The sequence below is a fragment of the Pseudomonas sp. UBA6562 genome (genome assembly GCF_002434265.1).
GTDB lineage: Bacteria > Pseudomonadota > Gammaproteobacteria > Pseudomonadales > Pseudomonadaceae > Aquipseudomonas.
Map to the genome: position 1 here is coordinate 651,099 of NZ_DJJS01000007.1, position 18,317 is coordinate 669,415.

The window sequence follows — 18,317 nt, forward strand, 5'->3', positions numbered from 1 at the left end:
GTTACGCTCCTTGTTGATCGTCATGCTGCCGGGTCGCAGCGGCGTTGCCGGTGACCGAGTGCTTCATCACTTCGCCTTCTTGCAGCTTGGCGCCGATACGGCGAATGTTCAGCCGCCCACGCTGCCAGCGCGGGTGGAAGTGCCGCCAGTGCGGTTCCTGCGCCGCCGCCAACAATTCATGGTCGCCACGGGTATCGCCCCAAGCCCGCAAGCGGTACTGCTCGAGCGCGCCATAGATGGCCTCCAGGCGCAGCACCTTGTTCTCGCAGCGGCAGTTGCTCCCGCTGATGGCACCGGTGAGGCGGCCATCGACCACTTCCAGTTCGGTGGCGATCAGTTTGATGCCCAGGTGCTCGGCGAACGGTTTGAGCACGATACGCGGCGACGCCGAACAGATCGTGACATGCGCGCCGCTGGCGACTTCGGCCGCCACCGAGCGGACCCCGGCCGGGCGCATCAGGCGCTTCCAGTAGGCCGCCCTGAACTCACCGGCCTTGCGCTGCACCCACTGCTCTTCCACGCCGGTCAGGAAGGTGGCGATCAGAATCGCCTTGAGTTCGTCGCGGGTCAGGCCTTTGCCGATGTAGCGCAGGCAGTCGGGCAGCATGCGCAGGGCGCGAGCGGCGAAGGCACGCTTGCCGAACGCGAACAGCAGAAACGGCAAGAAACTGTCGCGGTGGGTCAAGGTGCCATCGAAGTCGAATACCGACAGAACATCTGCGCCTGCAGGGCCCGCCTCCATCATTTCCTGGGTCATCGAGCGACCTCCGCTAATCGTACCGGTTCTGCGATCCCGCCTTCGGCGGGCTTCACTCCATGCCATTTGGCGCGTTCCAGGATGTTGGTCGCCCAGCTCTGGTGGGTGGCCGGCTCCAACATCGCATCGTTGTGCCTGAATACCGCAGGCGCGGTGTCGTTGAGAATCATACGGGCGCAATTGAGGTCTTCGATGGACACCCGAAATGCCTCGTTGATCGGCGCGATCTGAGTGGGATGGATCGCGGTCTTGCCGACCAGGCCGTGGGCGATGTCCAGCTGTAGCTCCTCGGCCAGCAACGCAGGCGTCGCCAACTGCTCGAATACCGGACCTGTCAGCGCGAAGCCCTGCGCGCCGAGCACACCTGCGAGCATCGGAATCACGTAGCCCATCGGGGTTTGATAGAGGGTGGTGGCCGGGTTGCGACGCAAGCCCAGGCAACTCATCAGGTCGTTGCCGCCGATGCGCAGCGCCAGTACGCGTTCACCCAGCGCTTCGTGCAGTGCAGAGCCCAAATCGGCCATGGCGTTGGGGTGGAAGACCTCGCGGGTCTCCAGGGTCGGCATCAGCAGCAGGTCGGGATTGGCTACCGCCAGCGCCCATTGGTTGAGGCTGGCCATGCACAGCTTGGGCAACACGAAACCATCGGCGCTGGTGATGTCGGCCCAATCGTTGAGCCGGGCGGCCATGTCGGCATCGCGCGGCCGGATGAATACCAGCGGGCCGCTGTTGGCCTGGTCGTGACGCAGGCGGGTTTTGCTCTGCGCCAGCACTTCGCGTAGCGACGCCAACGCGTGGTCGACGTCGGTGGCGGCCACGGCGTCTTCCAGGCAGATCACCAACGAACGCAGGCCGGGCAGTTTCGTGCCCTGCACAACCTCGAGAATGTCTGGCCGGGTGGCCGGCATATACAACGTGGCGCCCAGGGCGAATGGAGAAATGTGTTTCATCGGCTGACCCCCCGAATGATGGTGACCGCTCGATAAGGGCCGAGTTCATCGCCCACGGCCTGAACCTCGATACCGGCGCGGTCGGTCAGGTGGATGAGCAGTTGCACGTCGGCGTCGCCGCGGTCGCGTACCAACACCTGATCGGGCACGCGGCGCAATACCGCCCGTGTCGCCTCGGCGATACCGGGCTTGATGCGATTGAAGTTGGCGATGTCGAAACGCCTGGCCAGGCCCTGCACCACCGCAAGCGCTTCGGCTTGCAATCCCGCGGCTTGGACAGGCGTCCAAGGCCGGGCCGGTACTGCGGCCACCCCTACCCGCGCCGCCTCGATCCGTTCGATGAAACTGCGGGTCACGTCGTGCTCGCGCAGCGCATCGTAGACCACACAACCATGTAGGCCGCCTTCGACCGGCCAGATCGAGCGCGACACCAGCCCCGATACCGTTGCGCCCAGGATGCCCGAGGGGATGATCCAGTCCTCGGCAGAGGCCGCCAGCCAGGCTCGCCCGCACGGGTCGGCGAGCACCACCAGACGCGGCGCGTCGGTGAAGCGCGGGTCTGCCCCCAGGCAACGTTGCAGCTCGCCGGCGATTGCACCCTTGCCGGTCCAGCCATCGACGAACAGGATGCTGTCTGCGCCATGGGCGTCGACGATCGCATCCAGCGCGTCCTGATCGATGCCACGGTCGCGCACGATGCTGATGCCGTAATGCCGCACGTCGCGCCCTAGATCGCGCAGCGCCCGGCGGAGCAGCACGCCGAGCGGCAGCCCGGCGCGCACGAAGGACACCAGCGCCAAGGTCGTGCCCGGCGCGTGTCCGGCAAGCGCCAGCGCCAGGGCCTGCACGTCGGCGGCCATGCGCACGCCATTCTGGCGCAGGCTGCGTTCATACAGGGTCATGTGCGTGGCCGAGGGCGCATGTTCGGCGCTGATCATTTCCGAGTAATGCTTCTGCTGGGTCTGAATTAGCCGTTCCTTTTCCAACACGTCGGTCAGCTCGAGGTTGACCGGGCGCAGCAGGAACTGTACGTCGTCGGGCAGGTAGCTGCCGCTGCCGACGGTTGCGCAAGGCAGTCGGAGTTCACGCATCGGCATGCTCCTGCACCAAGGCCGCCAATTGGCTGCTCGCAGGGGTCGCCCAGAAGTCGCACAGATTCATGAAACCAAGGTCGGTGATGCTGTCGCCAAAGCCCAATACCGGGCGTTCGCCCCGTTCGCGTCGATCGCGTTCGAGGTAGTGGCGCACCGCCTGGCGCTTGGACAGTCCGGCCGGCAGCAGTGCGAGGTTGTTGCCGTTGCGGTGGCTGTGCATGCCCGCCAGCAAACCCCGGGTCTCGAGTGCGTTGAGCACCCGCAACAGGTCATGATCTTGGCCGTCATTGTGTTTGACGACCACGTAATGGCGCTGGTCCGCCTCCTCCACTACCCAACCGCGCAGGGAAACGCCCAGCTCGTCGGCCAGGCCCAGTGCGGTCTCGCACAGCGCCGGCAGGCGCTCGTGGAATGGGCCCAGCACTTCGCCCATCACGGCGTGCCACTGGGCATCCACCTGGCCCTCGGCATCCAGGATCAAACCGCCATGGGCGCAGATCGCGCCGCCGTCGAACGCCAGCTTGACGCGGCCGAACGCCTCGGCACTGCGGGCCGTCACCGGGACGACGTCGGCACTGCCCAACAACCAATTCAGCAAGGCTTGCTGCACGGGGCTCTGATAACCGCTCACCTCGCCTGCCACGTCGTACGAAGCCGGATGCCGAGCGCCGCCTGGCGGCATCTTACGGGCGGTCTGAAACAGCGTGTCGTCCAGGTCGACCAGGACCAGGGGGCGTTCATTCGCCATCGACGATGACCTCCGCATCAAGGGTTTCGATCAGCGAACGCGGCACGGCCTCGGCCGCCGTTTCGCTGCAGATCAGCACGCGGTCGAACTGGCCGGGTGCCACGTTGTAGAGAAAATTGACGATGCCCAGGCCGTAATTGTCGGAGAAGCTCAACGCATGCTCGATGCAATGGCCCAGCGCGATCGGTGAGCGGGTAGTGGAACTGAAGCGCACGTCGGCACCGGCCCGTGCGAGGCGCTCGGCCAGGAGAAAGGGTTTCCATACGAACTCGCCGGTGCCCAGGACCAACACCCGCTCGCCGGAGCCGACGCGAACATTCAGGCCGAGCGTGTCCTGGATGCCGCAAGTGCCCAGGCGCCCCCAATCGTTGGCCGGGTCCACCGGCCAGTCGCCGACCGCTACGGTGCCGGTCTCCGGCATCTGCGGCAGGGGTGCAGTGGGGTCTTCGTCGAACCGGTAGCTGCCTTTGAGCAGTGACACCTGCTGCACGGTGGAACCCAGGTGGTTGCCCAAGGCATCGCTCGACCAATCGGTCAGTACGCAGGTGACGACACGTTCGATGTGGTCCAAACCGGCGTCGAGCAACGCACGGTGTACGTTGACGAAGGTCCGCCCGGTCGAGGCTTCGTCGTCGATCAGCACCAGCGAGCGTGCGCTGCGCAGACGCGCGGCCAATTCCGGATCGACCGGTTCGTGGATCAGATGGGCGCTGGCATGGCTGTGCTCTTCTTCGAAGCGCGCGAAGATCCGCTCGCCGACCGGATGCCGCGTGCTGACCAGGTACATCGTGTCGTCACGCCCGGCGCTATAGGCGCGGTGTACGCCGGCGCCCAGTCCGACGGCCGTCTCGGCCATACCGAGCATGAGCACCGGGCCTGGCAGGTCGGTGGGGATCTGCGCAGCCAGGGCTTGATAGGACTGCTCCATCAGCGCCGGTTCGACCGGGATGTGTTTGCCCAGCACGCGCGAAACGAAAAGGAACGCGCGCTTTGGGTTACGCCGCTCGGCAAAGCCGAACAGCGAGTGCGCAGGTACGTCGCCGCCCTGTACATCGACTTCGAGCACGCCACGCGTAAGGGTCGCGCTGAGCCGGGTAGGTTGCTGGTTCACTGCACTGTGTTCCCTGTGTGGAAGAAGTCCCTAGGACGACGTCTGTATAAGCTGAGGCAGCGCATCACCGGCGCGCCTCGATTTTCCAAAGCGACGGCTGCGCGGTTCTAGCGATCTCGGCAGCACTTTTCGACGGACTGGCCGCGTGCGTCAGGAACGGTACGTGGCAAGCTTCGAGAAAGGCTGCCAGCAGTTGACCCTTTACGGCGAAATTCATGCTTTGCGCGTCGGCGACCGTGGAGGTCACCATCCCCACTACCGCACCGCTGGCGTCGAACAACGGGCTGCCGCTCGAGCCTGGCTGGATAGCGGCCGTGAACTGCAACAAAGTGGTGTCATTGCGCAGGCCGAACATGGCCGACACACCGCCTTGGGTCACGTGCGCACCCCCGCCGGCCAAACCTGACAGTGGGAACCCCACCGCCGTGACCGGATCGCCCAGGCTACACCCGCCTACCGCGGCGATGGGCAATGGTTGCAAGACGGCGCCGTCGACCCGCAGCAAGGCCATGTCATTGGTGCTGTCGACCATGATCGGCTCGGCCCGGTGCCTGCCACTGAAAGCATTGATCTCGATCGTTCGCATGCCTTCGATGACATGCGCGCAAGTCAGCAGCGTATTGCTCGAAACCGCAAACCCGGTGCCGGTCGCCCCGGAAGGGCCGACGTCGGGACTAGCGCCACGCCCTGCGGGGCGGTCGGGGTGCGCTTCGTCCAACTCGATGCCCAGCCGCCTGCCGAAGGCTGCGAGGCCATAGGCCGAACCTTCGGCCAATGCGCGGAATTTCCACTGCCCGCCGCGCTGGTAGAACTCGCCGAGGATCAATGCGCTTTCGCCGTGGCCGCTGACGTCGAGGGTGTAGCGAATCCGCTGTTCGATATCGAGGGTGAAGGCGCCTACTGCGCTCAGAGGGCCGAGGTTGTCATAGCGGTACACCAGCAGCAGGACGCGATCGCTGCCCGGGGGTAGCGCTTCCAGGCGCAGTGTGCAACCGACGTAGGACGGATCGCCGCTCCAGGTCATCCAGCTCGTCTGTTCGACGTGCAACAGTGCCGCAGGCCCGGTGGGCGCACGGCGCTCGGTCACCGGCAGCAATGCCACAGCAACCGACGCGCCGAAGGCGTCGGCGAGCGCGGTGGTCAGTACCCAGGCTGTTTCGGAGCTGCGTAGGGCTGTATTGGCGCCGGGTGTCAGCATGGCTCGCTCCGTGAATGACGAAGGTCTGGGCGATCAGTGGCGACTGCGAATGGATAGGGCATGGTGCTAGCGCTCCGGCGCGGCTACGGCAACAGTAATCGGTTTTACCCTGACGCCCTCGTTCCACTCACTGCGCGGCTCAGGCAACCCCAGCCGGCGTGCTGCGAAAATACCCGGCAGATTGACGCCCGTCAGGCGCGTATAGCCGATTCCGCCGGAATAGCGTGGGTTGATTTCCAGAAGCCTGGGTTGGCCGTCGCCATCGTCACGGGTTTGCACGTTGACGATGCCGTCGCATTGGAAGTGCTCCGCAGCGGCCAGCGCCAGCCGGGTCGCCGGCGTGTCGCGCTCAAAACGCTGATGCGCGCCGGACTTGCGGCGTCCGACATAGGCCACCACCCTGCCAGCCTCGCAGACCATGTCGACCGAGCATTCGGCACCGGGCAGATAAGGCATGACCAGCATCGGTTCGCGCGGCGATTGCGTAGCGTAGGCCTGGAGGTAGGTGGCAAAGTCCACTTCCCGACTGTCGGGGTTGGCGAAACAGCGGAACGGGTCGAGACCCTCGCGCAAGCGCCAGAAACCTTGGCCGTAAATGCCGACTACCGGTTTTATGCACACTTCACCGCTGGCACGACACGTTTGGTACGCGGTGGCCAGTTCGTCGGGATTGGTGACGGTGATGGCAGGAATGCAAGCGAGCCCGGCAGCTTCGGCGCGGGCGGTGAACACGGCCTTGTCGTCGACCCACTGAAAAGTCCGAGCGCTCAGCCCGCCGGTGACGAGGGTCAGGCCAGCGGTTTCGAAGGCCTGGCGTTCGGCTTCATAGGCTGCGCCCAAGCGTCCGGCCAATACAACTTTGACGCCGTGCTCCAAGGCCGTACGGATCACCCATTCGATACGTGCCTCAGATGCTTCGGGCTCACGCAGCGCGAGGTCGGCCACGCCGGTGATTTCCGGTCGATCGCCGCGATGTGAAGCGATTATTCTGACGTGCGCAGGCAGCGCTTCGCGAGCGCCCAGCAGGATGTCGCGTTGGGACGCTTGCCCTTCCAGAAACCAGATCATGGGTTACCCAAAGATGATTGAACTGCGGACACCACAGGGCCGCATCCTGTCAAGCGCGAAGCACCGCACCGGCACACCACGAAACGGCCTCAGTATGAGCCTGGACACGCTCCGTGCGTAGCCCTCCAAGTCGTTGAAAGTACGGGAATTGTATTGCGACTTGTGAACACGACTGGCACGCGGTCATTGTGCCACGTTAGGGCTTGGAGCACGTGTAATGGTAAAAATTCGTCTGGCCGAATCAGACTACCTTTACACCTATATAGCTCAAGACGACACCGAGCGGTGAACAATGGAGCGGCTTTAGCGAGCGCTCGGTTTCAGCAGCCGCAAACTGGCGTCGCGCCGGGCCAGATGCCGTTGCAAGCAGAGGGCACGGGCGTCCGCCCGCAAACCATAGAGTCCTTGAAGGCGCGCCAGCGACAAGCCACTGACGTTGACCAGCCAACGCAGTACGGCATCCGGGCACATCCGGCCTTGCAGGGCGTTGTGCAGGTAAGGCAGCGCCACTTGCATGTTGGGATGGCAGCGCCGCACGAAAGCGTCCAGTCGAGCTCCGCGCTCTACGAACGGCGCGAACAGCAGACAGGCGAGCTGTTCCTCGCCCAGGCCATAGCTGCGTTGCAGGCGTTGTTCGCTTTCACTGTGCAGGTTCGACCCACTGACCGTGTCCGCTGGCAACCCTGGTGCCTGCATCGGCGATATGTTCGGCTGCCCATGCGCAGCCCCCAAGTACTTGGCCTGGAGCTCGCGCAGGTAGCCGAGCAGCGGCGGATCGGTAAAGGTATGCAGGCCGCCGCGGTAGGCGTCGTTCGCAAAGCGACAGCCCAACATGCCCTGCAAACGGTCCTGCTGCCCGATGTGCTGCAACAGCTCGTCGAGGCTCAACAGTTGCAGGTTGCACCCGTAGACAGCCGATCTTGAAGCCAGGTCGCCAGGCGGCGCAGCTAGCTGTGCCATGCGCGTCTGCAGGCGCGCAAGCGCTTGGATCATCGCACTTGCGCATTGAAACGCCGGCGCCCTACCCGGTTCGATCAGGCGCAGACAGCGCCGGCTCCAGGCCAGCAAGCGTAGGCGCTGGGCGTGTGGCATGGCGGTGACCAACGCGCTGACCCCATTTCGGCCCCGCACTGCGGGGGCGCAGGCCTTGGCCAACTGCAACCACAAGCGACTGCCCATGAGCCCGCATGCCGAGCCCTGCTGAACATGGCCGAAGAGCAGCCAGGCCTCGCGAGCCGAGGCTTGGGGTTGCTGGAGCGCAAAGACATGAGCGTCGAAAGGGCGCAACCCGTCGGTATCGGCCAACAGCAACTCGACGCGGCTATCATCGTGCAAACACAGCGCGTCGAAGCAGTGCAGATGATTGGCCCGCTCCAACGCGTCCGTGCCTGGCTGGCACGGCACCAGCACGCGCAAGACGAAGGTCTGTGAAAAACGCTGAGCGAGGCTCAGTTGCGCCGCTCGCAGGCAGGCCAGCAGGTGGGCACTGGCGCGGTCGTTGCCATGCAGTACCAGTAAGCGGAACTCGCCGATCCGCTCCACACCCCCTGCGGCTACCAACAGCCGCTGGATCAGCAGTTGCAGCGAGGCCCGCTGCGCTTGGTTCAGGTGATCGAGCAGGCGGTCGAGCACCTGCTCGAAAATGGCCTGCATGGCATGGTCGTGCATCTCACTCATCGCGTGATTACCTCGTCCCTGAGCAACTCGGGCGAACGAATAACCGGCGTCCTGCGATCGGCACGATCAAGAGGAAGCCTTTCCTACTGGTGACGGTAATAATTCACCAAGGAATTAGCGATGAGGGTTTATTCCGGAAATGTGTAGGAAAGGTTGTTTTGCAGCGTAGGAGTTTTCCTAGCTCCCACTTGCGAGGGCTTACGCCCATACCCAAATGGGAACGATCACTCTGCGCTGGCGAGGTCCAGTACCACACGCCCGCCACAGGGGCAGTCGTCCATGTAGCGATGAGCCTGGACCACTTCCTCGAACGGATAGACCTTGACGATCTGAGGCGTCAGCAAGTGCTCGGCGGTGAAGCGATTGATGTCTTGCAGGGCGCGCTGCAAGGCTGGCTTGTCTTGGTCGATGCCCAGCTCAGGCTTGCCGGTGAAGTTGCTCACGCAGTGCAGATGGAACTGGATGTTCTTCTTGAATGCCGCGCAGGCCGGGAACGGCGTCTGGTTGCCGCCTTGCAGGCCGTACAGCACTAAGCTCCCACGCGGCGCCAGCACATCGCCCAACAGCGACATCTGCGGGCCGCCCAACCCGTCGAGTACCATGTCCACACCGCGATTGGCGGTGAACTTGTTGATTTGCAGGAGCAGGTCCTGCTCTTCGGTGACGATGACGTGCTCGGCCCCTAGGCCCAACAAATACTCGCGTTGCTCGGCCCGCTTGGTCGCCGCCAGCACCTTCAGGCCCAACGCCTTGCCAAGCTGCACGAAGGCAGGGCCGGCGCAGTGGCTGGCGTCGGTTACCAGCGCCGTTTGCCCAGGCTTGGCCCGGGCCAGGTCCATGTAGGCGAAATAGGCGATCAGCAGCGGCGTGTAGTGCGCGCTGGCTTCGATGGGCGTGAGCACGTCGGGGTAGCGCGTCAAGGCACAGCGCGGCAGCACGATGACATCACCGTAGACGGGGTGGTCGTTGGGGCTGGTGGCCGGGAAGCTTGCCACCCGATCGCCGACCGCCAAGTCCTCGACGCCCTCACCCACGGCGCTTACCACACCGGCCATTTCATGGCCAATGCCCGAAGGCAGACGCACCTGGGACAACGCCAGGTCCTGCCGCCAGAGTACGTCGTACCAGCTCACACCGATGGCTTGCACGCGCACCTGCACCTCGTCCCTGGCCGGCGTGGGCTCGGGTCGTTCCTCGCAGCGCAGCACATCGGCGGCGCCGAACTTGTGGAAACGGATGATGCGGGACATCGCCTACCTCGACTGTGTGAATCTCGTAAGACCGGACTGTATCCGGAGGCCAGCGCTTAGGCCATCAGTGGTGATTAATAGTCGACATGCCTGCCATCGATTGGGTTCGAGGCAATTGGCCCATGTCAGCCTGAAAACGATGCAGGGTAACAGCCTTTGCCCGTAAGATTCACCTCTGCTCCCGCCCAGGCAACAGGCCAAGCCCGCCCATGAACCGTAACGACCTGCGCCGTGTAGACCTCAACCTGCTGATCGTGTTCGAGACTTTGATGCACGAACGCAGCGTGACCCGTGCCGCCGAAAAGCTGTTCCTTGGCCAGCCGGCGATCAGCGCCGCGCTGTCGCGCCTGCGCAACCTGTTCGACGACCCGCTGTTCGTGCGCACCGGACGCACCATGGAGCCCTCGGCCCGCGCCCAAGAGATCTTCGCCCTGCTCTCCCCGGCACTGGACTCGATTTCCACCGCCGTCAGCCGCGCCGCCGAGTTCGACCCGGCCACCAGCAACGCGGTGTTCCGCATGGGCCTTTCGGACGACGCCGAATTCGCCCTGTTGCCGCTGCTGCTCAAGCGCATCCGCGCCGAGGCTCCTGGTATCGTGCTGGTGGTGCGGCGGGTCAACTACCTGCTGATGCCCACGCTGCTGGCCTCGGGCGAAATCTCCGTGGGCGTCAGCTACACCGCCGACCTGCCGGCCAACGCCAAACGCAAGGTGCTGCGCCGCAGCGCACCGAAGCTGTTGCGCGCCGATACGATGCCTGGCGCGATCAGCCTGGACGACTTCTGCAGCCGGCCCCATGCGCTGGTGTCGTTCGCCGGGGATTTGTCCGGGTTCATCGACGAGGCGCTGGCAGAGCTGGGCCGCAAGCGCCAGGTGGTGCTGGCGGTGCCGCAGTTCAATGGGTTGGGGAGTTTGCTGGCGGGCACCGACATTCTTGCCACGGTGCCGGATTACACGGCCGATGTGCTCACGGCGGCGGGTGGGTTGCGGGCGGAGGAGCTGCCATTGCCGGTGCAGCATTTTGAGTTGCACATGGCGTGGCGAGGCGCGCAGGACAACGATCCGGCGGAGCGGTGGTTGCGGTCGCGAATTCAGATGTTTTTTGGCGATCCTGACAGCCTTTAGGGGGCGTCTGGCAGACTGTTCGGCTGATCATTTCTACTTTTCCACTAACCACGGAACTCCATTCACTTCCAGTGGATTGCTGCGTTGGGGGCAAATCTGAGGGCATGCTTGGGATTTTTTTAAAAGGATGCCCCCAGCCTTGGGCCGGCGGGCTATTGATGAGGATGGATGCACTGAGGGAGATGTGGATCCTCGCCCTTACCCATATCAATGACCGAGCCCTGGTGAACGCATCACCCACCACGCCAAACAAATGCGTGCAAATGTAAAAAATGATGATGGCATAATGCCTTGGAAACCGGCAGAATCCACACGTTCCCAACGGATTTGAAGGACCGGTTCCGATGACATGGCCAGTCACGCTGAAACTCGACAGCGCAGCCTACCCGCTCAGTGTGGTGCAACGCGTCGCTTACTCCCTGGCCGACACTGTCGCGATCCAGGTCGGCATTGAAGCCAATCAGATAAGCCTCACGGCCCGCCCCGCTGAAGTTAGGCTAACGCTTTCCCCGGAGCAGGCTCACTCGCTGATCCTCCAGCATCTGAACGACTTCGCCCTACGCGACCATATCAACCGCGAAACAACAGGGTTGCGCGAAGTACTGGCTCGAGCCGCGCTCGCTGGATGTGGGATTTCGCAGTGACACTAATTGCGACAGATTCCAAGCACTACCGCTTGCTGCCTTTTCGATTCATGCGCATGAACACGGGACATGACCATGACATCCTGCTCACCTCCGATACCGGTGAGTACATGCACGTGAACGATGCGCAATTACGAGCCCTCAGTTACTTCGACGTTCAAGCAAATACGCCTTTCTACAAGGACCTGCTGGCCCGCCACTTCATCTACGAACCCGGCCGCCACGACCCGTTTCCGGAAATGGCAGCGCAGTTTCGCAGCCGCAAGGACTTCATCTTCCAGGGCCCTGCACTGCACTTGTTCGTGGTTACATTGCGCTGCAATCACACCTGCCAATACTGCCAGGTGTCGAGGGCCCCTCTGGGAGGGTCCGGCCACGACCTGTCGGAAACGGACGCACAGGCGGCAGTCGATCGCCTGTTCGAATCGAATGCTCCCGCCCTGACTGTGGAGTTTCAGGGCGGCGAGCCGCTTCTGGCCTTCGAGCGCGTCCGCCAGATTGTCGAAAGGGTCGTCGAGCGGAACGTGGATGAACAACGGGATATCCAGTTCGTCATCACCACCACATTGCACCACCTGACGGAGGAAATACTCGACTTCGCAAAAGAATATCGCATCCAGTTTTCAACCTCGCTCGATGGACCGGCACCCTTGCACAATGCCAACCGCCCTACCCCGTCACGAGACTCCTACGAGCGTACTGTAAAAGGCATCCAGCGGGTCCGTGATCGCCTTGGCCATGATGCAGTTTCCGCGTTGACCACACTGACTTCAAGAAGCCTCGAACAGCCTGAAGCGATCATCGATGAGTATGTAAAACAGGGCTTCTCCAGTATCTCGCTACGACCTCTGAGCCCTTATGGATTTGCCACCAAGAGTGCCCATCGGCTTGATTACCCTATTGAGCGATACCTGGCCTTCTACAAGAAGGCACTGGCCTATTTGCTGCATATCAACCAACAGGGCGTATACCTCTCAGAGAGTTATACAAGCCTGTTGCTGAAGAATATCCTGACACCCTTCTCCTCCGGCTATGTAGACCTCCGCTCCCCTGCTGGCGCAGGCACTGCGGCGCTGGTTTACAACTATGACGGTTACGTCTATCCATCGGATGAAGCCCGAATGTTGCTGGAGATGGGTGAAGAAGGCTTTAGGCTCGGCAACGTACACCAACCCTTGTCAGAATTACTTGCATCTCCCGTTATGAATGCGCTGCTCGCCAGTGGTGTAGCAGAGGCGCTGCCGGGCTGCTCCGACTGCGCACTTGTCCCATACTGTGGTGCCGACCCTATCGAACACTATGCCCGCCAAGCTGACCCGATCGGACACCGAGTGTTCAGCAGCTTCTGCAAAAAGAACATGGGGTTGCTAAAGCATCTTTTCGGCCTGCTTTGCGATGGCGACGACAACGTGCAGAGGGTGCTGCTGTCTTGGCTGAACAGGCGGTCTTACAAAGATGTCCTGTTCCCGGGTTATAGGGGCTGATAGCGATGCTGCGCAAAGATACCCACTTCGAAATCCATTATCTGAATGAGCCGAAACTGCTCAAGGTCATCACTCTGGATGAGTTCATCGAACAAGGCCTGGCTGTTTGTGCCGGAAGCGCTGAGTTCGGTGACCTGCTGCTTTGGCTGCCAAACGAAGAACGGCTACGGAACCCGCATCTGCTCTCATTACCAGTGGGTGGATTCCTGATCCCGGAACCATTGATCGGCGACTTCGACCGCGCGCAGCTACACCTGCACACACCCAAAGATGCGGATGTCGTGCAGCCTGGGGATGTCATTGCCATCACACCAGGCAACGCTTTGGTGCGAGTGCTCTATCGACGAGGCTCGGACAGCAACCTGCTGTTCATGACCGATCGTTGCAACAGCCTCTGCCTGATGTGCTCGCAGCCGCCCAAAGATATCGATGACCGCTGGCATATCGAGGAGAACCTACGGCTAATCGACCTGATGGACCAGGGCGAGGAAAATCTGGGAATCAGCGGCGGAGAACCAACGCTTTATCGCGATGGCTTGCTCGAAATTCTGGCCAAGTGTAAAGCCGTTCTGCCGCAAAAATCCATTCATGTGCTCAGTAACGGGCGCCTGTTCCAAGAACCGAGTTGGATCGCTGCGCTTTCTTCCATCGGTCACCCTCAGTTGAGCTGGGGCATCCCGCTGTATGCCGACAATGCCGAAGACCATGACCATGTGGTGCAGGCTCCCGGCGCGTTTAGCGAAACCCTGCAAGGACTTTACAACCTGGCGCGCGCCAACCAGATCATCGAGATACGCGTTGTGCTCAATCGCCTGACCGCGCCACGCTTGCCAGAGCTCGCCCACTACGTGTTCAGGAACCTGCCCTTCGTACAGCATGTTGCGCTGATGGGTATCGAAAGTACCGGCCTGGCCAGGAAGAACTACGAAGCACTGTGGATTGACGCGCTGGACTACCAGGAGTCGTTGAGCCAGGCCGTGTATTTCCTGTTCAACCGCGGAGTGCCGGTTTCGATTTATAACTTGCCCTTGTGCCTGATCCCGGCCCACCTCTCGCGTTTCGCGCGCCAGAGCATCTCGGACTGGAAGAACCTGTTCATCGATACCTGCCAGCAATGCGCTGCCGTCAAACATTGCTCCGGCTTCTTCAAATCACACACCGACCGCTGGCAGAGCCGCGGCGTACAACTTCTATCGACCGAGGCCTTTAGCGCCTATGCAAGGAGTGCACAGTGAAATTGCTCGACCGCTGGAAATTCCTGATCAGTGGGATCAGCTTGCTGCCAATGGCAGGTACCACCCTGGCACAGGCGGGCCATCTGTCGCTCGCCGATGCGAACTGGCAACCCAACGACAAGCTACAGCCCCCGGTGTTTGCCGATACGCTCAATGCGCCAAACACCGTCAATATCTACGCGGCACATCGCTCGCACAGTTCTCACCGGTCCCACAGTTCGCACAGTTCTCACTACAGCGGATCGGGTGGCTATAGCGCACCTCGCTACTACAGCCCACCCGCTGCCAGTACCCGAAGCTACAGCGCGCCGAGCACTTCGAGCAGCACCTCAAGCAGTAGCAGCCTTTATCAGTCACCCGGAACTACAAGCGGGACAAGCTCGAGCACTTCAAAGAACCGCGCGACCAATGCGCAGAAAAGCAACCTGGTCACCCGTGTGCAGACCGCGCTGATGGTGCGCCAGTACTACCAAGGCACCATTGATGGTGTGATGGGCAAGGCGACACGTGGTGCGTTGATGGCTTTTCAGATGGACAGCGGGCTGACCGTGAATGGCCGGATGGATACACCATCGCTGAATGCGTTGGGTATCAAGATTCCTTAAGTCGCTTCAGGTTAAAGCTAGCGCTCGTTCGGCAACGAAGGAACTATCCCATGCAGCACATCATTCAAGTCGACAACACTCTCTGGGCATTGATCAGCCGCCTGCAAGGCAAGGAATCGCACACACCATCGCATGGCGCCTGTGTTCGTATCACGACCTTGAGGCAAATCACGTTGTGATCGAAGCCGGATCTGAGGGCTCGCAGTTGACGCTGATTCGAGCAGCTTTTCAGCAAACCCTAGGTGTACGGTCCCGGAATGAGATGGTGCGGATTGGTAGTGAATCGCTCTGGGTTTATCGTCCAGGCCTCACAGATCACCTTGAATGGAGTGCGCCATCGCAAGGCCTTGAGATGTTTGGCGAAGTTGTACGCCGTTATGAAAGCCAATACGTGCGCCTTTAGTGCGGCGAAGTCGGGGTAGTGGAAGGCCTTGATCGTGGCGTCTTTGATCGTACGGTTCATGCGCTCGACCTGGCCATTGGTCCATGGGTGGTAAGCCTTGGTCAGTCGATGTTTTATGCCGTGGTCGTAGCAGACGCGATCAAAAATGTGCCCACCGAATCTGTTGGTCGCCCCGTTGCGATACCGTGCCTGTTCGGTGAAAGCTGCATCGTTGTCAGTCAGAACGGTGTGGATCTTGTATGGGAAAGCCTGCACGACCTGGCGCAAAAACTCAGCGCCATTACGCTTGGTAGCGGCGTTGAAGAACGCGGCGCAGGTAAACTTCGTAACGCGATCAACCGCCACGAACAGGTGCTGCTTGCCCGTTTCAAGGCGTAGCTCCGAGCTATCGATGTGCAGATAGCCCATCTCTGTTTTGTCGAATTTACCGCGCTTGGCCGCGCCTGCACTTTTAGGCGCTTGGCTGACCCCGTGGCGCACCAAGCAGCGGTGCAAGGCGCTGCGGGTCAGTTGCGGAAAGTAGTCAAGTAAATGGCCCAGCCTGTTGTCCAGGGGCATCATCGTGCGCCGTCGAAACTCCACCACCATGGCCTCTTCGGAGGCTGTCAGATTGGCACTGCGTGGGTTGGCAGGCCCCATTCTAGCGTCCTGCATCGTGGTTCTTGCCCGCCACTTTGCGACAGTCTTCACGTTTAAACGGTAGAGGGCGGCAAGCTTTCGATTCGACTCTTTCGACGCTTGGAGCTCGGCTCGAATTCGCGGCGTTGTGCGGGCTGAACCATGGATACGTCCTTCCAAAATACATCCTCCTCCTGAGGGGTTAAGGATGCACTATGACTTTCTGGGACTGAACACCTAGTCTCGAATAGCCATTCACTTCCAGCTAATTGCTACATTTGGGGCAAATTTGAGGGCATGGTTTGGATGGTTTAAAAAGGATGCCCCCAGCCTGAGGCCAAGTAGGCTATTGATGAGGGTGAATGGACTGAAGAAGATATGAGCCCTCAGCCCTATTCCGTATCAATGGCCGAGTCGTAGTGAGCGCGCCACTAGCCGCACTGAACAAATGCGTGCGAATGTAAAAAAATATGACGGCATAATGCCTCGTCAATGCCTCCTCCTCCTGTCCCATGCAAGGAATGCCGGTGAAACGCATCCAACGAGATTTCGTAACCCTCTTCAACTGCCTCTGGTATCGCGACTTTCCCGTGACAGAGGAGCACTCCATGGCCAACCCTGCCAACTGGACTATTCATATCGGCCTGGTGGTCAGGCAATGCGCGACCCTGCTCGGCGCTCGCGCACTGTTCGAGCAAGGCGGCCGTACCGATGCAGTCATACGTTTTCCGGAACAAACCCTGGCCTATGTGGAATGGGAATGGAAACGCGCCCATACCGATATTAATGAGTTCGAAAAGCTGCTGAAACGCGCCGATGATGCAGTGTTTCAGACCTTCATCGGCTACACCAGGGTCAATGAACTGCAGATGGCGCTGGAGCGCATACACGGCGTATGGGAACACGCGGACAAGCCATTGCTGGTATTTCTCGTGACCTATGAATGGCACGGGCGCAGTCGCTATTTCAAGGAACTGAAAACCTACGAATTCGCCAGGGGCCGCTACAAGCATGTTCGCAGCCAGCCAGCATTGCCCTGGCTGGTCAACCGCAAGACCTACAACAACGTCGGCGAGGATGCTTGAAGGTGAACAACATCCAAGCCCTGAAGCTGGTCGATGCGGTGTTCGCCGACATTCTACTGGCACGCTCCGTCGATGATTTTTCGACCATCGTCTCCCAGCGCCCCGACCTTCATGTCAATCGACTGGACCGTAAGGACTACCCGGAACTGCGGCTCTCGATCAACAGCGATGAGATTGCCACCCTGGTAGCCGACGGGCTGCTGACCGACGAGGGCGAGTTCCCCCCCCGAATCAGCGCCAGGACGCTGTCCCCGCTGGAAAAGCTGCTCTATTCCGTCGCCTGGAAGAACGGCGACCTGCCGAAGGTGACGCACATCGTCGAAGGAGTGCGCGGCGTCCATGCCGACACTGCACGGAAAAACGGCCCGGGGCAGGTGTTCCACCAGTTTGGCCGCCACCTTGCCGACAAGCGCGAGCCCATCATCGACCAGCATGTCCTGCGTGCTTTCCTGCTATGGCGCGCCGATCGCAACGACGAAAAAAAGATGGACTCCATCCGCCGGATCACGTTGCTCAACAACCAGGTCTCTGCGATCAACGATTACAAGAGCTGGCTGAAAACCGAATGCTTCGACCCGCAACTGAAAGAGTCAGCGGATTACCTGATGCACATCGACAGCACGCTATTCGCCCTAGGCAAAACCATCAAGCTGGGCAAGTGCGCCGGATGATCTCCGTTCCGTGGCCATGAAGCGGGGTGCGGATCAACACCTCGTTCATTACTCCTGAAACACCTCGATGCGGTGGTCGCGCAGGTAGTCCGCCATCCCGCCTAGCACTATAGGCAAATGGGTATGTTTATGACTAACAGCAACGGCAAAGGTAGCGGCGAAGTGTTTGGTCAAGAGCGGCACCGGCGCTGGAGCCCCGAGCAGAAGCTGCCATGGTGCACAAGAGCCTGGAGCCTGGGCAGAGCGTCTCGGTCGCCGCCAGGTGCAACGGTATCAATGCCAACCAGCTTTTCCTGTGGAGCAAGCTTTACCAGGAGGCAGCTTGTCGGCAGTCAGCGCCGGTGAAGCCGTCCTTTAGGCCTCTGAGCTGAACCATGCGCTAAAGCAAATCCTTGAGCTGCGGCCGCCTGTGCTGGCTATCTACCTATTCATGCCACGGTCAGTCTTGCCCAAGCAGGTAGGGCAATTCTGCATCAGCGCCACATCAGGCAGAAGAAAGCGCCCGTACCGGGCGCTCGACGTGGCTGTTTGCCAACAACCAACGGTCTACAACGACCATAATTCCGAAAATTGCGTGGACTGCCGTACATCTTCC

The 18,317-nt window shown here is 61.2% G+C and carries 18 protein-coding genes and 1 pseudogene; 9 read left to right on the forward strand and 10 right to left on the reverse strand.

All coding sequences use genetic code 11. The features are described 5' to 3' along the window. Position 1: 1 nt before the first annotated feature. From B4M43_RS14905 to B4M43_RS14945, 9 genes are all read right to left on the reverse strand, one after another. The gene (locus B4M43_RS14905) at positions 2–757 is read right to left on the reverse strand and encodes an HAD family hydrolase (RefSeq protein WP_296268212.1); all 756 of its coding nucleotides are present in this window, start codon (positions 755–757) and stop codon (positions 2–4) included. Beyond that, on the reverse strand, positions 754–1,707 hold the full coding sequence (locus B4M43_RS14910) for an HpcH/HpaI aldolase/citrate lyase family protein (RefSeq protein WP_296268214.1): 954 nt from the start codon (positions 1,705–1,707) through the stop codon (positions 754–756). The genes B4M43_RS14905 and B4M43_RS14910 overlap by 4 nt, the downstream gene beginning before the upstream one ends. Continuing rightward, a complete protein-coding gene (locus B4M43_RS14915; protein WP_296268215.1) occupies positions 1,704–2,798 on the reverse strand; it encodes a cysteine protease StiP domain-containing protein in 1,095 nt (364 codons plus the stop codon). Before B4M43_RS14915 ends, B4M43_RS14910 begins: the two co-directional genes overlap by 4 nt. Continuing rightward, complete coding sequence (locus B4M43_RS14920) at positions 2,791–3,549, reverse strand: trehalose phosphatase (protein ID WP_296268217.1); 759 nt, start codon at positions 3,547–3,549, stop codon at positions 2,791–2,793. Before B4M43_RS14920 ends, B4M43_RS14915 begins: the two co-directional genes overlap by 8 nt. Further along, entirely contained in the window at positions 3,539–4,660 is a 1,122-nt protein-coding gene (locus B4M43_RS14925) for a phosphoribosyltransferase domain-containing protein (RefSeq protein WP_296268218.1), read from the reverse strand. The genes B4M43_RS14920 and B4M43_RS14925 overlap by 11 nt, the downstream gene beginning before the upstream one ends. Before the next feature lie 64 nt (positions 4,661–4,724). Beyond that, on the reverse strand, positions 4,725–5,858 hold the full coding sequence (locus B4M43_RS14930) for a trypsin-like peptidase domain-containing protein (RefSeq protein WP_296268220.1): 1,134 nt from the start codon (positions 5,856–5,858) through the stop codon (positions 4,725–4,727). 66 nt (positions 5,859–5,924) lie between these two features. Next, positions 5,925–6,926, reverse strand: coding sequence for an ATP-grasp domain-containing protein (locus tag B4M43_RS14935; protein ID WP_296268222.1), 1,002 nt, complete (start codon positions 6,924–6,926; stop codon positions 5,925–5,927). A 303-nt stretch (positions 6,927–7,229) separates the two neighbouring features. Next, the gene (locus B4M43_RS14940) at positions 7,230–8,603 is read right to left on the reverse strand and encodes a hypothetical protein (RefSeq protein ID WP_296268224.1); all 1,374 of its coding nucleotides are present in this window, start codon (positions 8,601–8,603) and stop codon (positions 7,230–7,232) included. Between the two features lie 224 nt (positions 8,604–8,827). Next, positions 8,828–9,853, reverse strand: coding sequence for a zinc-dependent alcohol dehydrogenase family protein (locus B4M43_RS14945; protein WP_296268227.1), 1,026 nt, complete (start codon positions 9,851–9,853; stop codon positions 8,828–8,830). Positions 9,854–10,062: 209 nt separating this feature from the next. Here B4M43_RS14945 and B4M43_RS14950 point away from each other — a divergent pair, with 209 nt between their 5' ends. From B4M43_RS14950 to B4M43_RS14975, 6 genes are all read left to right on the forward strand, one after another. Further along, a complete protein-coding gene (locus B4M43_RS14950; protein WP_296268228.1) occupies positions 10,063–10,977 on the forward strand; it encodes a LysR family transcriptional regulator in 915 nt (304 codons plus the stop codon). Positions 10,978–11,321: 344 nt separating this feature from the next. After that, a complete protein-coding gene (gene hxsD / locus B4M43_RS14955) occupies positions 11,322–11,621 on the forward strand; it encodes a His-Xaa-Ser system protein HxsD (protein WP_296268229.1) in 300 nt (99 codons plus the stop codon). After that, positions 11,618–13,105 (forward strand): His-Xaa-Ser system radical SAM maturase HxsB, encoded by a 1,488-nt coding sequence (gene hxsB / locus B4M43_RS14960; RefSeq protein WP_296268410.1) that lies wholly within the window; start codon positions 11,618–11,620, stop codon positions 13,103–13,105. The genes hxsD and hxsB overlap by 4 nt, the downstream gene beginning before the upstream one ends. Continuing rightward, on the forward strand, positions 13,105–14,340 hold the full coding sequence (gene hxsC / locus B4M43_RS14965) for a His-Xaa-Ser system radical SAM maturase HxsC (RefSeq protein WP_296268411.1): 1,236 nt from the start codon (positions 13,105–13,107) through the stop codon (positions 14,338–14,340). The genes hxsB and hxsC overlap by 1 nt, the downstream gene beginning before the upstream one ends. Beyond that, the gene (hxsA, locus tag B4M43_RS14970) at positions 14,337–14,945 is read left to right on the forward strand and encodes a His-Xaa-Ser repeat protein HxsA (RefSeq protein WP_296268231.1); all 609 of its coding nucleotides are present in this window, start codon (positions 14,337–14,339) and stop codon (positions 14,943–14,945) included. Before hxsC ends, hxsA begins: the two co-directional genes overlap by 4 nt. A 50-nt stretch (positions 14,946–14,995) precedes the next feature. Next, a complete protein-coding gene (locus B4M43_RS14975) occupies positions 14,996–15,124 on the forward strand; it encodes a hypothetical protein (protein WP_296268232.1) in 129 nt (42 codons plus the stop codon). A gap of 59 nt (positions 15,125–15,183) precedes the next feature. Here the strand turns inward: B4M43_RS14975 and B4M43_RS14980 are convergent, their stop codons facing one another. After that, positions 15,184–16,146, reverse strand: coding sequence for an IS481 family transposase (locus tag B4M43_RS14980; RefSeq protein WP_296268233.1), 963 nt, complete (start codon positions 16,144–16,146; stop codon positions 15,184–15,186). 347 nt (positions 16,147–16,493) lie between these two features. On the opposite strand from B4M43_RS14980, the gene B4M43_RS14985 reads away from it, so the two are divergent. From B4M43_RS14985 to B4M43_RS14995, 3 genes and pseudogenes are all read left to right on the forward strand, one after another. After that, on the forward strand, positions 16,494–17,051 hold the full coding sequence (locus B4M43_RS14985) for a hypothetical protein (RefSeq protein ID WP_172488780.1): 558 nt from the start codon (positions 16,494–16,496) through the stop codon (positions 17,049–17,051). A 2-nt stretch (positions 17,052–17,053) separates the two neighbouring features. After that, positions 17,054–17,722, forward strand: coding sequence for a hypothetical protein (locus B4M43_RS14990; protein ID WP_296268234.1), 669 nt, complete (start codon positions 17,054–17,056; stop codon positions 17,720–17,722). A gap of 129 nt (positions 17,723–17,851) precedes the next feature. Further along, a pseudogene (locus B4M43_RS14995) lies at positions 17,852–18,077 on the forward strand (transposase); the annotation flags it as partial. Positions 18,078–18,317: the final 240 nt, after the last annotated feature.